Source organism: Rhodococcus sp. P4_B6, assembly GCF_056402215.1.
Genome location: NZ_JBFUHV010000199.1, coordinates 1 through 14569, shown reverse-complemented (window position 1 = coordinate 14569; position 14569 = coordinate 1). Strand labels below are relative to the sequence as shown.

Genomic DNA, 14569 nt, shown 5'->3' with positions numbered 1-14569 from the left:
GTTGCCGCCCTTGCCGACCCCGCCCGCTGCCGACGTGATCTTCCCGGTCGCCGACCCGGACCCCTTCTACATCCAGCCCACGGACATCGCCGACCACGCCCCGGGTGACGTGCTGAAGATCCGCCAGCTGCCGCCGTCGTACTACTTCCCCGGTAGTGCGATGTGGGAGTTGCTGTTCCGGACCACCGACTCCGAGGGCAGACCGATCGCGGCGAACACCACGTATGTGCTGCCCCCGAACCACGTCCCGGACGGCCCGCTGGTGTCGTACCAGCACATCATCAATTCACTGGGCAACAAGTGCAAGATCGTCACCGAGCTGTACACCACCGACCCCCTGCACCAGATCCGGGAGGCGGCAGGCCTCAACATCGCTCTCGCGCGCGGGTGGGCGGTGGCGCTGCCCGACCATCTGGGACCGCGGATGGCGTACGGCGCAGCCAAACTCGGCGGCCAGATCACGCTCGACGGCATCCGTGCCGTCCAGCGGGTCCCCGAACTGCAGGTACAGAACAGCAAGGTCGGACTGGGCGGGTACTCCGGTGGCGGCATGGCGACGGCATGGGCGGCGGCGCTGGCGCCGAGCTACGCCCCCGAACTGAACCTCGTCGGCGCCGCCGAGGGTGGAACCCCGATGAACCTGGTGAAGATGGCGGAGGCGCTGGGCACCAATCCGCACCCCGCGTTCGGTCTCGCGATGGCCGCCGCACTGGGTCTCGAACGCGAATACCCGGATCGCGTCGACGTCAGCGGCCAACTCAACGACGAGGGCCGCCGGATGAAGCAGATGATCGGCAACGGATGCACGAACGAGATCATGCTGTTCGGAATCGGGCACAGCGCTTCGGAAATGACCGACAACCAGAACTTCATGGACGACCCGGAAGCGTGGAAGGTGATGGAGGAGAACAGCCTGGAGCTGTACCCGGGCGTGCCCACCGTACCGATCTTCGAATGGCACAGTCCGACGGACGCGCTGATCCCGGTCGATTCGATCGACACCACCCTGCGGCGGTACTGCGACGCGGGCACCCCGGTGCAGACGCTGCTCACGCCGACACCCGACCATCTGTCGGCGGCGGCGCTGGGACTGCCCCAGGGGCTGGACTGGATGGACGCCCGGTTCCGCGGCGACCCCGCGCCGAGCACCTGCTGAGGCGGGTGGACCGTCAGCCGGGCGGATCGAACCGGTACCGCGCCGCCGCGAGATCCACGCGGCCGTCCCGGATGGGCACGCCCTCGAGTTCGAGCTTCGCGATCTGCTTGTGCGCGAGGTGCGGCGCCGGCCGCCCCGAGGCGCCCAGCACGCGGTGCCAGGGGAGGTCGGCGGAGTCGGTGCGCATGATCCAGCCCACCGTCCGCGCACTGGACAGCCCGGCCGCCGCGGCGATGTCGCCGTAGGTGGCCACCCGGCCGGGCGGAATCAACGCGACCAGCGCGCGCACCGCCTCGACCTGTTCCTCCGTCGTCGCGACCATCAGAGAAGTGTGCGGATGAGCTCGGCCACCTCGTCGGGCCGGGCCTGCGGCACCATGTGATCGCAGTCGAGGTCGACGGCGGTGAGGTTGCCGCCCAGGTGGTCGACGAGGGCCTTGCGGAACGCGGGTGTGACGTACGGCGGCTGCACCTTCGACGCCTGCACGAGCACGGTCGGCAGATGCGCGGGCGGCAGGACCGCCTCGCGGGCCAGTTCGCCCCACGCCGTGACGACGGCGGGGGTGGACAGTCGCCAGTTGACCCGGCCGTTCTCGAGGGGCACCAGGTGTTCGGCGATCTCGTCCTCGAGGACGTCGCGGGCCACCTCGCCCCACGAGCCGTGCAGCTTGTCGGACCGGGCCTCCTCGACGTCGGTGTAGTCGGGGGAGGAGATGGTGAGATCGGCCACCGACTGCATCTGCGCGGGGTCGAGCCCGATCGCCGGGTCGAGCAGCACGAGGCCGCGGATCCGGTCGGGGACCGCGCGTGCCAGGTGCAGCGCCAGGGCGCAACCGAACGAGTGGCCCACCACCAGGACCGGTCCCCGGGCGTGCGCGTCGAGGGTGTCGACGAGGCTCGCGACGTGGGCCTCGAGGTTCCACGGCGGCGACCACGTCGAGCGGCCGTGCCCGAGCAGGTCGGGGGAGATCCACCGGGCGTCGGGCAGCTGGTCGGTGGCCAGCGCCTCCCACCGTCTGCCGTGGCCGGTGAGTCCGTGCAGGGCGAGGATCTCCGTGCCGTCCTCGGCGCCGAACAGGTACGTATTCAGTGCTGACACGTGACCCATGATGCCGGATCGGGCCGCCGCAGGAGATGTCGGACCGTTCTGGTGGAATGCTGCCCATGACGGAATCGGCGGTGCGCACCAGGACGTCGGCTCCCCGGGCCCGGCTCGTGCACCGCCCGAGCCCCGACCGCCCGGCCCGGGTGTGGGACGACTCCACGCAGCGGGTCCTCACCGCACCGCCCCTCGGCATGGGCTGGAATCCCTGGCAGGTGCTCGGCGGCCCGGGAACCGGCAAGACGTCGCTACTCGTCGACGTCGCGGTGGACCGGATCGCCGGCGGCGAGGACCCGGAGTCGGTGCTCGTCCTGACGCAGTCGAAGCGAGCGGCGGGCCGGGTGCGCGAAGAGGTGACCGCCGCCCTCATCGGCCACGACGAGCACCACGGGCCCCGGGCCACGCGCGAACCGCTCGTCCGCACCGTCCACTCCTACGCGTTCGCGGTGCTGCGGTTGCAGGCCGCCGCCCACGGCAATCCGCCGCCGCGCCTCATCACCGGCGCCGAGCAGGACGCCGTGCTCCGCGAGATGCTGCAGGGCGACATCGCGGACGGCGGCGAGATGTGGCCCGAACGGCTGCGTCCCGCACTGGCGCTGGGCGGCTTCGCCGTCGAACTGCGCGACCTCATGTTGCGCGCGAGCGAGCGGGGCCTCGGCCCGGAAGATCTGATCACGCTGGGCCGGCGGCACGACCGCTCCGAGTGGGTGGCGGCGGGCATGTTCGCCGCCCGGTACGAGCACGGCATGCTGCTGCGCGGAGCGGTGGGTGTCGAGGCCCCCGAGGCCACGGCGCCGGCGCTGGACGCGGCCGAACTCATCGGTGCGGCCCTCACCGCGTTCGCCACCGACCCGGACCTGCTGCGCGCGGAACGGGACCGGGTGCGGCACCTGCTCGTCGACGACGCCCAGCACCTCGATCCGCAGGCCGCGGAACTGGTCCGGCTCGTCGGCACCGGTACCCGCACCACGGTCGTGGCCGGCGACCCCGACCAGTCGATCTACGGGTTCCGCGGGGCCGACCCCACGTTCCTCGCCGACCTGGCCGACAAGGGCGATCCCCGGCAGGTGCTGTTACCGGTCAACTTCCGCAGTTTGGCGGAGGTCGCGACCAGTGCGGCCCGGATCACGTCCCGCCTGCCGGGGCATCTGCCCCACCGGATCTGGACCCCGTCTCAGGACGGCGGCAGGACGTCGGTCCGGGTCCTGGGCACCGCGGCGAAGGAGGCGGCGCTGATCGCCGACACCCTGCGCCGCGCCCACCTCCTCGACGGGGTGCCGTGGTCGGAGATGGCGGTGATCGTGCGCTCGGTTCCGCGGGCGCTGGCTCCGCTCCGGCGGGCGCTGCTCGGTGCGGGTGTGCCGGTCACCACCGCGGCGTCCGAGTTGCCGCTGGCTCGTCAGCACGGGGTGTCGGGGCTGATGCTGGTGCTGCGGGCACTGTCGGGGCAGGAATTCACGGGCGAGGACGCGCTCGCCCTGCTCGCAGGCCCGGTCGGCGGCGCAGAACCCGTGGCGCTCCGGCGTCTTCGCCGGGGTCTGCGGCGCGCCGAGCTGGCCTCCGGCGGCGACCGTGACTCCGCGGAACTGCTCCGTCTCCTGCTGGTCGGCGAGACGGGCAGCACCCGCAGGGTCACGGCGAAGCTGACCGACGTCGAAGCGGCGTCCCTGAACCGGGTGCTGTCCGTGCTGCGCAAGGCGAGGGTTCCGCTCGAGCGGGGGCGCGGCATCGAGGACGTGCTGTGGGCGGCGTGGCAGGCCACCGGACTCGAACGTCGCTGGTCGGCGGCCTCCGCCCGCGGCGGTCCGATCGGGGCGCAGGCCGACCGCGACCTCGACGCCGTGGTCGCCCTGTTCGACGCCGCGGCGAGTTACGTCGACCGTCTCCCTCGCGCGCAGCTCGCCGGGTTCGTCGACTACCTGACCGGGCAGGCGATTCCCACCGCGCGCACCGTCTCCGTCGTTCCGGGCGACGCCGTGTCGGTGCTCAGCGCCCACTCGGCGGCCGGCCGGGAGTGGGACGTCGTCGCGGTCGCGGGTGTGCAGGAAGGGCTGTGGCCGAGCCTGCGGGCGCGCGGAAGCCTGCTCGGCACCGAGGCGCTGATCGACCTCACGGGCGGCGTGTCCGACGGCAGCGAGACCGCCGCCGACCGGATGTCGCGCACCGCACCGCTGCTGGCCGAGGAACGCAGGCTGTTCCTGGTGGCGTGCAGCCGGGCGAGGCGGAGTCTGCTGGTCACCGCGGTCGACTCGGCCAGCGGCGACGCCGATCTCGTCCACTCCCGTTTCGTCGACGAACTGCTCGCCGGAGAACAGGATTCGGACGCCGAGGAGGTGGTGGTTCCTGCGGAGGATCCGGCGACCCGGGTCCTGGCCCTGCCCGCCCTCGTCGCCGAATTGCGCAGCGTGGTCTGCGATCCGGACGTCGCCGAATCCGACCCCGCCCGCCAGGAACGCGCCGCCCGCCAACTCGCCCGGCTCGCCGAAGCCGGGGTGCGCGGCGCCCACCCGGACCAGTGGTACGGCACCGCCGAACCGAGCACCGGCGTGGCGTTGTGGAACGCGGAGGACGGACCGGTGTCGCTGTCGCCGTCCACCGTCGACCTGCTCAACACCTGCCCGTTGCGGTGGCTGCTCGAACGCCACGGCGGCCGGGACGGCGACAACACCCACGCCATCGCCGGAACGCTCGTGCACACGCTGGTGCAGGCGCTCGCAGGCCGCATCCCACCCGATCAGGTGGAACGTGCGCTCGAGAACGCCTGGGAGTCGATCGATCTCGGCTCCCAGTGGTACTCGCGGCGCGAACTCGACCGCACCCGGGACATGCTCGCCACGTTCACCGCCTGGCTCGGGAACACCCGGTCCGAACTCACCGAGGTCGGAGTCGAGGTGGCCGTCGACGGCGTCCTCGAGCCGCGGGAGGAGGGTTCCCCGCAAATCCGGCTGCGGGGGCGGATCGACCGGCTCGAACGCGACGCCGAGGGCAGGCCCGTGATCGTCGACGTGAAGACCGCCCGCTCACCCGTCACCAAGGACGACGCCCAGCAGCACGCCCAGCTGGCGGCGTACCAGGTGGCGGCGGCCACCGGTGCGATCGACGGGGAGCCGGCGTCGAAACCCGGTGGGGCGCGGCTGGTCTTCGTCGCCAAACCACACAAGAAGGAAGGCGCGACGCAGCGGGTGCAGGCACCGCTGTCGGAGGAGGACCTCGAGACGTGGCTCGCGGTCATCCATGCGGCGGCGGCCGCCACCAAGGGGCCGGAGTTCCTCGCCCGCGTCAACGACGGATGCAGGCACTGCCCGGTGCGGACGAGTTGTCCCGCGCACGACGAGGGACGGCAGGTGACGTCGGAATGACCATCCGAATCGACCCGGTGGAACTCGCGATCGGACTGGGGCAGCATCCGCCGACCCCGGAACAGGCCGCCGTCATCGCGGCCCCCCTCGGCCCGACCCTCGTCGTCGCGGGGGCAGGCGCGGGCAAGACCGAGACGATGGCCGCCCGCGTCGTGTGGCTGGTGGCCAACGGGGTCGTCGACCCCGAGGCGGTGCTGGGTCTGACGTTCACCCGCAAGGCGGCGCAGCAGCTGACCGCCCGGATCAGGAAACGCCTTGCCCGTCTGGCGGGTTCGGACCTGCTCCGCCGGGTCGACCCGAGCGGTGACCTCCGGTCGCGCATCCTCGCCGGCGAACCGGAGGTTCGCACGTATCACTCCTACGCCGGGCGACTGCTGTCCGAGCACGGGCTCCTGTTGCCCATCGAACCGTCGGCGACGCTGCTGTCGGAGACGGAACTGTGGCAGCTGGCGCACCGGGTGGTCAGCTCGTGGGACGGCGACCTCGACACCGATAGAAATCCGGCGTCCGTCACCGAGGCGGTCCTCGCGCTGGCCGGGCAGCTCGCCGAGCACCTCGTCGAACCGGACGACCTGCGGGAGGCGCACACCGAACTCGACAAGCTCGTCCACACCCTGCCCGCCGGACCGCGGCAGCGCGGTGGTCCCGGTAAGGAACTGCTCGACATCCTCGACACCCAGCACCGCCGGGTGGAACTCTTGCCGCTGGTGCAGCGGCTCGCGGACACCCTGCGACGGGAAGGCGCGCTCGACTTCGGCAGTCAGATGTCGCTGGCGGCACGCGTCGCCGCGGACCACCCCGAGGTCGGCCTCACCGAGCGCACCCGTTTCCGGGTGGTGCTGCTCGACGAGTACCAGGACACGGGACACGCGCAGCGGGTGCTGCTGTCGTCGCTGTTCGGCGGCGGACTCGACGGCGAACTTGCGCTCACCGCGGTGGGCGATCCCATGCAGTCGATCTACGGCTGGCGCGGTGCGTCGGCGGCCAACCTGCCCCGCTTCGCCACGGATTTCCCGCTGACGAACGGGGATCCGGCGCCGACCCTGGAACTGCTGACCAGCTGGCGCAACCCGCCGGAGGCCCTGGCGCTGGCCAACATGGCGTCGGCGTCCCTGCGGGAGCGGGGCGTGGCGGTCAGCATGCTGCGGGCGCGACCGCAGGCCGTACCCGGGGACGTGCGGCTGGCCCTCACCGGTGACGTCGTGCAGGAACGGGAATGGGTGGCCGACCGCATCGCCGAACAGTACGCGGACGCCGCGAACCGGGGCGAGGATCCGCCGACCGCCGCGGTGCTGATCCGCCGCAACGCCGACGCGGCACCGGTCGCGGAGGTGCTGCGGTCGCGGGGTCTGCCGGTCGAGGTGGTCGGTCTCGGCGGTCTGCTCCACACGCCCGAGGTGGCCGACGTCATCGCGATGCTCCGGGTCGTCGCCGACCCGATGGCGGGCAGTGCCGCCGTCCGGATGCTGACCGGCGCGAGATGGCAGATCGGGGCCGCCGACCTGACGGCGCTGTCGCGGCGAGCGTCCGAACTGGCCATCGGAACGGGCTACGGAACCACCGGCGCCGTCACGGATTCGGCCGCCCTCGCCGACGCCGTCGGCGAGGCGCTGCCCGGTGAACACGCGGAGCAGGCGGGGCTGGCGGACGCGCTGGCGGATCCCGGCCCCGCAGAACGCTATTCGCAGGTCGGCTACGCACGGATCACCGCGGTGGCGGCGGAGTTGGCGTCCCTGCGCGAGCGGATCGGGCAGCCGCTCACCGAACTGGTGGCGGAGGTCGAACGGGTGCTGGGGATCGGCATCGAAGCGCAGGCCCGGACGCGGCAGTCGGCGCGGGGGAGTGCGGGCCGGGAACATCTCGACGCCTTCGCCGACGTCGTCGCCGGTTACGCGAACCGCACGTCGGCCACCGTCACCGGACTGCTCGCCTTCCTGTCCGCCGCGGAATCGGTCGAAAAAGGCCTGGCGCCCGGCGAAGTCGAAGTGGACCCGCACCGCGTCCAGGTGCTGACCGTGCACTCCGCGAAGGGGCTGGAGTGGGAAGTGGTGGCGGTGCCGCACCTCACGGCCGGTGTCTTTCCGTCGCGGACCGCGTCCGGGTCCTGGCTCGGTGCGCTCGGCGAACTGCCGCCGTCGCTGCGCGGAGACCGGGAGCGGCCGGGTGAGTCGGCAGACGGTGTACCCGTCCTCGAACTCGAGAACCTGTACGACCGGAAAGACCTCGAGGAGGCCGTGAAGGCGCACAAGTCGGCGCTGGCGGCCCGCAGACTGGACGAGGACCGCCGGCTGTTCTACGTCGCCCTCACCCGCACCGAACGGGTGCTGTTCGCTTCGGGTCACCACTGGGCAGAATCGGGAACCGAGCCGAAGGGGCCGTCGGAGTTCCTCACCGAACTGCGCGACACGGTGACGGACGAGGAGTACGAGGGTATCGGGATCGTCGATCTCTGGGCGCCCACGCCCGAACCTGAGGAGCAGAACCCGCTGACCAGCACCCCCAAGTCGGCTGTGTGGCCGCGGGATCCGCTCGGTCTCCGCCGGGAGGCGGTCGAGCGTGGTGCGGCGCTGGTCGTCGCGGCACTGAAGAACGTCGGCAAGCAGGCGCCGGCGGACGAGGAGGACGACCACGAGAACTGGGCAGCCGACGTCGACGCCCTCCTCGCGGAGCGGGAAGCGCGTGCGAACGCCCGGACCGAGGTGGTGTTACCCGGCCAGCTGTCGGTGAGCCAGCTCGTCGAACTCGAGGCCGACCCGGACGCCCTGGCCGCCCGGCTGCGGCGGCCGCTGCCGTTCCCGCCGAATCCGCTCGCGCGGCGCGGCACCGCGTTCCACGCATGGGTGGAGCGCCGTTTCGGAGCCACCCGGCTGCTCGATCTCGACGAGCTGCCCGGTGCCGCCGACACGGGTGCGGGCCCGGACGCCGATCTCGCGACGTTGCAGGACGCGTTCCTGCGTTCGCCGTGGGCCGACCGCAACCCGACGGAGGTCGAGGTGCCGTTCGAGACCTCGGTGGCGGGGACCGTGCTGAGGGGCCGGATCGACGCGGTGTTCACCGACCCCGACGGCGGGTGGACGGTGATCGACTGGAAGACCGGCGCCGAACCGAGCGCGGCCAACGAGAAGGCCGTCGTGATGCAGCTCGCCGCGTACCGGCTGGCGTGGGCCGAACTGATGGACGTTCCGATCGAGCGGGTGCGCGCCGCATTCCATTACGTGCGGACCGGACGGACGATCGCGCCGGACCGCCTCCCCGGCGCCGACGCGCTCGCCCGACTCCTCAGTACCGCCGGCGCCGGCGAATCGGATCCCGCCGACGGAGGTCCCGAAGACGAGCTCAGGCGTGACGCCGAGCTTTGAGGGCCTCGGTGATCAACGGGATCTGCAGCGGAAGACGCAGCAGCGCACCGGTTTTCTGCACGGTCGTCGTCTTCGGGCTCTTCAGCCAGTCCACTGCCATGTTGATGTTGGCAGGGAAGACGGCGACGAACAGCAGTGCGGCGAGACCGCCACCGAGCCTGCGCGTGCGCGGCACGGCCAGCGCGGTGCCGATCGCGAGCTCGGCGACCCCGGACACGTAGGTGTAGGTGCGGGCGTCGCCCGGCAACTGTGTGGGGACCGTGGAATCGAAGAACTTCGGGGCGGCGAAGTGCATCGTGCCCGCGCCCAGCAGCAGCGCGGCGAGACGGAGTGCGGGCTTCTGGCTCGGTCGTGGTGTGACGCTCTCTCGTTGCATGACGCCAGCTTGCCCGAACCACCCGGTTCGCGACAACGAGGCTCCGACGTGTGTCCGGTGGGACAATCGGGGTTAGGCTGCCAGCCGATGTCGGAGTTCAGTGCAACGTGGAGACGAACATATGGCCGGTAGGCTGCGTGAGAGATTGAGCAGGTCGGACACCCTCACCGACCGGCCGGACTTCGCGTTGGTGGGTGTGCTGCGGATTCCGGAGTTGCAGACGAGTCCGGCGCGGGCGATCTACCGCCGGGTGGGGATCGCCCTGGCGGCGTTGGCGTTGGCGGTGCTCATCGTCTACATCGACCGGGCGGGCTATCGCGACGTGCAGGACAACGAACTGTCGTTGCTCGACTGCATCTACTACGCGACGGTGTCGTTGTCGACGACGGGATACGGCGACATCACGCCGTTCACACCGTCGGCGAGGCTCGTCAACGTCCTCCTGATCACGCCCCTTCGAATCTTCTTCCTCATCGTCCTGGTCGGTACTACTCTCTCCGCGCTCACGGCGAGCTCCCGGCAGGCGTTCAAAATTCAGCGTTGGAGGCAGCACGTGCGCAATCACACCGTGGTGATCGGCTACGGAACCAAGGGACGCACCGCGATCGACGCGATGCTCGGCGACGACGTTCCGCCGTCGGAGATCGTGGTGGTCGATACCGACCACGCCGTGCTCGACTCGGCGGCCAGCAAGGGCCTCGTCACGGTCCACGGGTCCGCCACCAAATCGGACGTGCTGAGGTTGGCGGGCGCGCAGAACGCGTCGGCGATCATCGTCGCCGCCAACCGCGACGACACCGCGGTGCTGGTGACGCTGACGGCGCGCGAGATCGCACCGAAGGCGAAGATCGTCGCCGCGATCCGCGAATCCGAGAACACGCATCTGCTCCGCCAGTCCGGCGCCGACTCGGTGGTCGTGTCCTCCGAGACCGCGGGCCGGCTCCTCGGCATCGCCACGAAGACGCCGAGCGTCGTCGAGATGATGGAGGACCTCCTGACTCCGGAGGCGGGTTTCGCGATCGCGGAACGTCCCGTGGAGCGGGACGAGATCGGCGGCTCTCCACGCCACCTCGCGGACATCGTGCTCGGTGTGGTGCGGGACGGCCGCTTGATCCGGGTCGGCTCGCCGGAGGTCGATTCGATCGAGGAGAACGACCGACTGCTGTACATCCGTCGGGTCGCCAACTGATCGGCAGTAGTGTCGACGGCGTGACTGTATTCCGGCTCAACGACACCCCGCTCCTGTCCCGCTCCGCCGTCGGGCGGGCCGAGGAATTGCGTTCGGACACGGACGCGCTGCGTGCGGGCTGGCGGGATGCGCTGCTGCTGCGCGTCAATCACCGCGGACAGGTGCGGGTGGGGGACGACGGTCTGGTGTTCGCGGAGGCCACCGAACTCGGCCCCGAACCGAAACCGGGGGCGGTGTTCCTCGGCATTCGCAAGGACCGGCACGTGTGGGCGGTGCGGGTGCAGGCGCTGACCGGCGAGCTGGCCGATCTCCGGATTCTGGGCGGCACGCTGGACGACGCCGACGCCGGTGTGCTCACCGGCGCCCTCGCGATGCTCAACTGGCACGACAGTGCCGGCTTCAGCGCGCTCGACGGCGCGGCGTCGGAACCGACGATGTCGGGATGGTCGCGGATCTCGACGAGCACCGGTCACGAGGAATTTCCCCGCACCGATCCGGCGGTCATCTGCCTCGTGCACGACGGCGGAGACCGTGTGCTCCTGGCCCGGCAGCCCACGTGGCCGCCGCGGCGGTTCTCGATCCTGGCCGGATTCGTCGAGGCCGGAGAATCCCTCGAGACGTGCGTCGTCCGCGAGATCAAGGAAGAGGTGGGCGTCGACGTCCGTGACGTGCGCTACCTCGGCAGCCAGCCGTGGCCGTTCCCCCGTTCGGTGATGATCGGGTTCGCGGCCGTCGGCGATCCCGACGCCCCGCTGACGTTCGCGGACGGCGAGATCGCCGAGGCCCGGTGGTTCACCCGGGACGAGGTGCGCACGGCACTCGAACTCGGCGACTGGGCGTCGGACACCGACGCCACGCTGCTGCTGCCGGGCTCGATATCCATCGCGCGCGGAATCATCGAGTCCTGGGCTGCGGCAGCGACGGAGTCCTAGACGCCGAGAAGCTGCTTGACCTGCGCCAACGACGGGTTGGTGGCGGTGCTGCCGTCGGCGAACTTGACGGTGGGCACGACGTGGTTGCCACCGTTGACGCTGCCGACGAACTCCGCCGACGCCGGATCGTCCTCGATGTCGATCTCCACGTAGCCGATGCCGGATTCGTCCAGCTGCGTCTTCAGGCGCCGGCAGTAGCCGCACCAGGTGGTGGAGTAGATGGTCAGGGCCGGGGTGTCGGTAGCAGTCACGGCGGATATAACACCACGAGCCCGCCGTGTGTTCCCACTGCGGTGTTCGTCCGCTTCGCGCCGTGTYGGTCGCCCCTGTCATGATGGACGCCATGTCAGCAGCCGGCGCAGCAGAGGTGACGACTACCGGTCTCGATCCCGAACAGTCCGCAGCGGTCCTCGCTCCCCGGGGGCCGGTGTGTGTGCTGGCCGGTGCCGGAACAGGCAAGACCCGGACCATCACCCGGCGGATCGCGCACCTCGTCGCCAGTGGGCACGTCGCCGCGGGGCAGGTGCTGGCGGTGACGTTCACGGCGCGCGCGGCAGGCGAGATGCGCGGGCGGCTGCGCAGCCTGGGCATCGGCGACGGGGGAGCGCAGGTCCAGGCACGTACGTTCCACGCGGCCGCGCTGCGGCAGCTGCGGTACTTCTGGCCGCAGGTGGTCGGCGACACGGAATGGCGGCTGCTGGACCGCAAGTTCGCGGTCGTGTCGTCCGCCGCCGGACGGGTCGGCCTGTCCACCAGCACGGAGAGCATCCGCGACCTGGCGAGTGAGATCGAGTGGGCCAAGGCCTCGCTGATCGCGCCGGAGGACTACCCGCGGGCGGTGGCGAAGTTGCGCCGGGAGGCGCCGGTCGACGCCGCCAAGGTCGCCGAGGTGTATCACGGCTACGAACAGCTCAAGGCGCGCGGCCAGGACGGGATGCTCCTCGATTTCGACGACCTCCTGCTCCACACGGCGGCGGCACTCGAAGAGCATTCGGCCGTCGCGGAGGAGTTCCGCGACCGCTACCGCTGCTTCGTCGTCGACGAATACCAGGACGTCACCCCGCTGCAGCAGCGTGTCCTCGACGCCTGGCTCGGCGAGCGGGACGACCTCACCGTCGTCGGCGACGCCAACCAGACCATCTACTCGTTCACCGGCGCCACCCCGAACTACCTGCTCGACTTCTCGCGCCGGTTCCCCGAGGCCACCGTCGTGCGCCTCGAGCGCGACTATCGTTCGACCCCCGAGGTCGTGTCGATGGCGAACCGGGTGATCGGAGCGGCGCGCGGCCGGATCGCGGGCACCCGTCTGCAACTGATCGGGCAGCGCGACTCCGGGCCGGAACCGAGTTTCGTCGAGTTCGACGACGAACCGGCCGAGGCCGCCGGGGTGGCCCGCACGATCAAGCGGCTCATCGCGTCCGGCACCCCGGCGGCGGAGATCGCGGTCCTGTACCGGATCAACGCCCAGTCCGAGGTGCACGAGCAGGCGCTGACGAAACTCGACATCCCGTACCAGGTGCGTGGCGGTGAGGGTTTCTTCACCCGCACCGAGGTGCGTCAGGCCGTGGCGGCGCTGCGCCAGGCCGCGGGCCGCGACGACCTGCCCGACGCGGTCGGCGCCGACCTCGTCACGCTCGTCCGCGCCGTCCTCGTTCCGCTGGGGCTGACGGACGCCGAACCGGCGGGTGCGCAGGCCCGCGAGCGCTGGGCCTCCCTGTCGGCGCTCGTCGCGCTCACCGAGGAACAGCTGACCCAGGATCCGGAGTTGACCCTCGACGCACTGTTGCGCGAGCTGAGTCTGCGGGCGGAGGCGCGGCACCCACCCGTCGTGCAGGGTGTGACCCTCGCGTCCCTGCACGCCGCGAAGGGTCTCGAATGGGACGCCGTGTTCCTCGTCGGCCTCACCGACGGAACACTGCCCATCCAGCACGTGCTCGGCGACTCCAACTCGGCACCCGACGACGCGGCCGTCGAGGAGGAACGCCGGTTGCTGTACGTCGGCGTCACCCGCGCCCGTGAGCACCTGCAGATGTCGTGGGCGCTGTCCCGGAACGAGGGCGGCCGCAAGTCGCGGCGCCGTTCGCGGTTCCTGCACGGACTCATCCCCGAAGACTCACCGGCCTCGCGGATCGCGGCGCCCGTCAAGAGCAACAAGAAGCGTCCCCGGTGCCGGCTGTGCGGAAAACAGCTGATCGGGACGACCGCGACCATGCTCGGTCGCTGCGAGGGGTGCCCGTCGAACGTCGACGTGGAACTGCTCGAATCGCTGCGGTCGTGGCGGCTCGAGAAGTCGAGGGAGCTGAAGGTCCCGGCGTACGTGGTGTTCAGCGACAACACGTTGACGGCTCTCGCCGAGCAGCGCCCGCAGGACGATCGCGGACTCGTCGCGATCCCCGGGATCGGTGCGAAGAAGCTCGAGCAGTTCGGCGAAGACGTCCTCGGTGTGATCAAGGGAAGCGGTACTCGCTGAACGACTCCCGCACGAGGGTGAAGTAGCACGCATCACTGCAGGTCAAAAATAGGTTGTGCGGTTCTGGAGAATTGCCTACTGTGGTTTCAGTGCGCGGGGAGACCCGTGTGGTTCACATCGGATCGAGAAGAAATGGAGGTGGCAGTGAAATGACGAAGTTCCAAGCACATGAGACGGCAGTCGCTGCTGCCTCCGCGTTGTTCGGCATGAACGCGGCGGAACAGGCACCGGCGATCGTCTGGTCGGCAGCCCGTCGTCGTCCCGCAACAGCAGTCGAGTCCGTGTATCGGAGTTGTCGAGGAATTCCTCGATAGATCAACTCCCACCGTCTTTTCAAGGCCACGGACCCGCATCGCGGACCGTGGCCTTCGTAGTTCGAGCACCCTTCCCGCTCGCAGCCTCGGCTCTGGTTCGCATCCATTTCAACGAACCGAAGAGAATAACCGTCGCAATGAGAGCAGAGGAGAACGACGTGTCTACCGTGACATGCCGAGGGGTATCCGAAACCTCAACCGCCACAAGCGGATTTGTTCAGATCGCTACCGCACGTGGTGACCTGCCGTGCCGGGTCGACGACCCCGACCTGTGGTTTGCGGACACTCCCACCGAGCTGGAGCAGGCGAAGGC

Annotated in this window: 10 protein-coding genes; 6 read left to right on the top strand and 4 right to left on the bottom strand. The window is 70.5% G+C overall.

What is annotated here, in order from left to right:
- Position 1: 1 nt before the first annotated feature.
- On the top strand, positions 2-1156 hold the full coding sequence (locus AC1DWT_RS43925; protein WP_477925595.1) for a lipase family protein: 1155 nt from the start codon (positions 2-4) through the stop codon (positions 1154-1156).
- A 13-nt stretch (positions 1157-1169) separates the two neighbouring features.
- Here the strand turns inward: AC1DWT_RS43925 and AC1DWT_RS43920 are convergent, their stop codons facing one another.
- Both AC1DWT_RS43920 and AC1DWT_RS43915 read right to left on the bottom strand, forming a co-directional pair.
- Positions 1170-1478, bottom strand: coding sequence for an MGMT family protein (locus AC1DWT_RS43920; protein WP_477925593.1), 309 nt, complete (start codon positions 1476-1478; stop codon positions 1170-1172).
- Positions 1478-2263 (bottom strand): alpha/beta fold hydrolase, encoded by a 786-nt coding sequence (locus AC1DWT_RS43915; RefSeq protein WP_072937667.1) that lies wholly within the window; start codon positions 2261-2263, stop codon positions 1478-1480. Before AC1DWT_RS43915 ends, AC1DWT_RS43920 begins: the two co-directional genes overlap by 1 nt.
- 56 nt (positions 2264-2319) lie before the next feature.
- Here AC1DWT_RS43915 and AC1DWT_RS43910 point away from each other — a divergent pair, with 56 nt between their 5' ends.
- Both AC1DWT_RS43910 and AC1DWT_RS43905 read left to right on the top strand, forming a co-directional pair.
- Positions 2320-5616 carry an ATP-dependent helicase gene (locus tag AC1DWT_RS43910; RefSeq protein ID WP_477925591.1) on the top strand — a complete coding sequence of 1099 codons (3297 nt, stop codon included), beginning with the start codon at positions 2320-2322 and terminating at the stop codon, positions 5614-5616.
- Positions 5613-8975: an ATP-dependent helicase gene (locus AC1DWT_RS43905; protein ID WP_477925589.1), complete on the top strand. Its 3363-nt coding sequence runs from the start codon at positions 5613-5615 to the stop codon at positions 8973-8975. Before AC1DWT_RS43910 ends, AC1DWT_RS43905 begins: the two co-directional genes overlap by 4 nt.
- Here AC1DWT_RS43905 and AC1DWT_RS43900 read toward each other — a convergent pair.
- Positions 8953-9351, bottom strand: coding sequence for a DoxX family protein (locus AC1DWT_RS43900; protein WP_072937669.1), 399 nt, complete (start codon positions 9349-9351; stop codon positions 8953-8955). The two genes, AC1DWT_RS43905 and AC1DWT_RS43900, sit on opposite strands and share 23 nt — an antisense overlap.
- A gap of 121 nt (positions 9352-9472) precedes the next feature.
- Between AC1DWT_RS43900 and AC1DWT_RS43895 the strand changes: the two genes are divergently transcribed.
- Both AC1DWT_RS43895 and nudC read left to right on the top strand, forming a co-directional pair.
- Positions 9473-10540: a potassium channel family protein gene (locus AC1DWT_RS43895; RefSeq protein ID WP_072937670.1), complete on the top strand. Its 1068-nt coding sequence runs from the start codon at positions 9473-9475 to the stop codon at positions 10538-10540.
- A 20-nt stretch (positions 10541-10560) separates the two neighbouring features.
- A complete protein-coding gene (gene nudC / locus AC1DWT_RS43890) occupies positions 10561-11472 on the top strand; it encodes an NAD(+) diphosphatase (RefSeq protein WP_072937671.1) in 912 nt (303 codons plus the stop codon).
- On the opposite strand, the gene AC1DWT_RS43885 is transcribed toward nudC, so the two are convergent.
- On the bottom strand, positions 11469-11723 hold the full coding sequence (locus AC1DWT_RS43885) for a mycoredoxin (protein WP_015890142.1): 255 nt from the start codon (positions 11721-11723) through the stop codon (positions 11469-11471). The two genes, nudC and AC1DWT_RS43885, sit on opposite strands and share 4 nt — an antisense overlap.
- An 80-nt stretch (positions 11724-11803) precedes the next feature.
- Between AC1DWT_RS43885 and AC1DWT_RS43880 the strand changes: the two genes are divergently transcribed.
- Positions 11804-13942: an ATP-dependent DNA helicase UvrD2 gene (locus tag AC1DWT_RS43880; protein WP_083395561.1), complete on the top strand. Its 2139-nt coding sequence runs from the start codon at positions 11804-11806 to the stop codon at positions 13940-13942.
- Positions 13943-14569 lie beyond the last annotated feature (627 nt).

Coding starts and splice junctions, on each gene's coding strand:
- AC1DWT_RS43920 (WP_477925593.1), bottom strand. CDS start 1,478: ATGGTCGCGACGACGGAGGAACAGGTCGAGGCGGTGCGCGCGCTGGTC.
- AC1DWT_RS43915 (WP_072937667.1), bottom strand. CDS start 2,263: ATGGGTCACGTGTCAGCACTGAATACGTACCTGTTCGGCGCCGAGGAC.
- AC1DWT_RS43910 (WP_477925591.1), top strand. CDS start 2,320: ATGACGGAATCGGCGGTGCGCACCAGGACGTCGGCTCCCCGGGCCCGG.
- AC1DWT_RS43905 (WP_477925589.1), top strand. CDS start 5,613: ATGACCATCCGAATCGACCCGGTGGAACTCGCGATCGGACTGGGGCAG.
- AC1DWT_RS43900 (WP_072937669.1), bottom strand. CDS start 9,351: ATGCAACGAGAGAGCGTCACACCACGACCGAGCCAGAAGCCCGCACTC.
- AC1DWT_RS43895 (WP_072937670.1), top strand. CDS start 9,473: ATGGCCGGTAGGCTGCGTGAGAGATTGAGCAGGTCGGACACCCTCACC.
- AC1DWT_RS43880 (WP_083395561.1), top strand. CDS start 11,804: ATGATGGACGCCATGTCAGCAGCCGGCGCAGCAGAGGTGACGACTACC.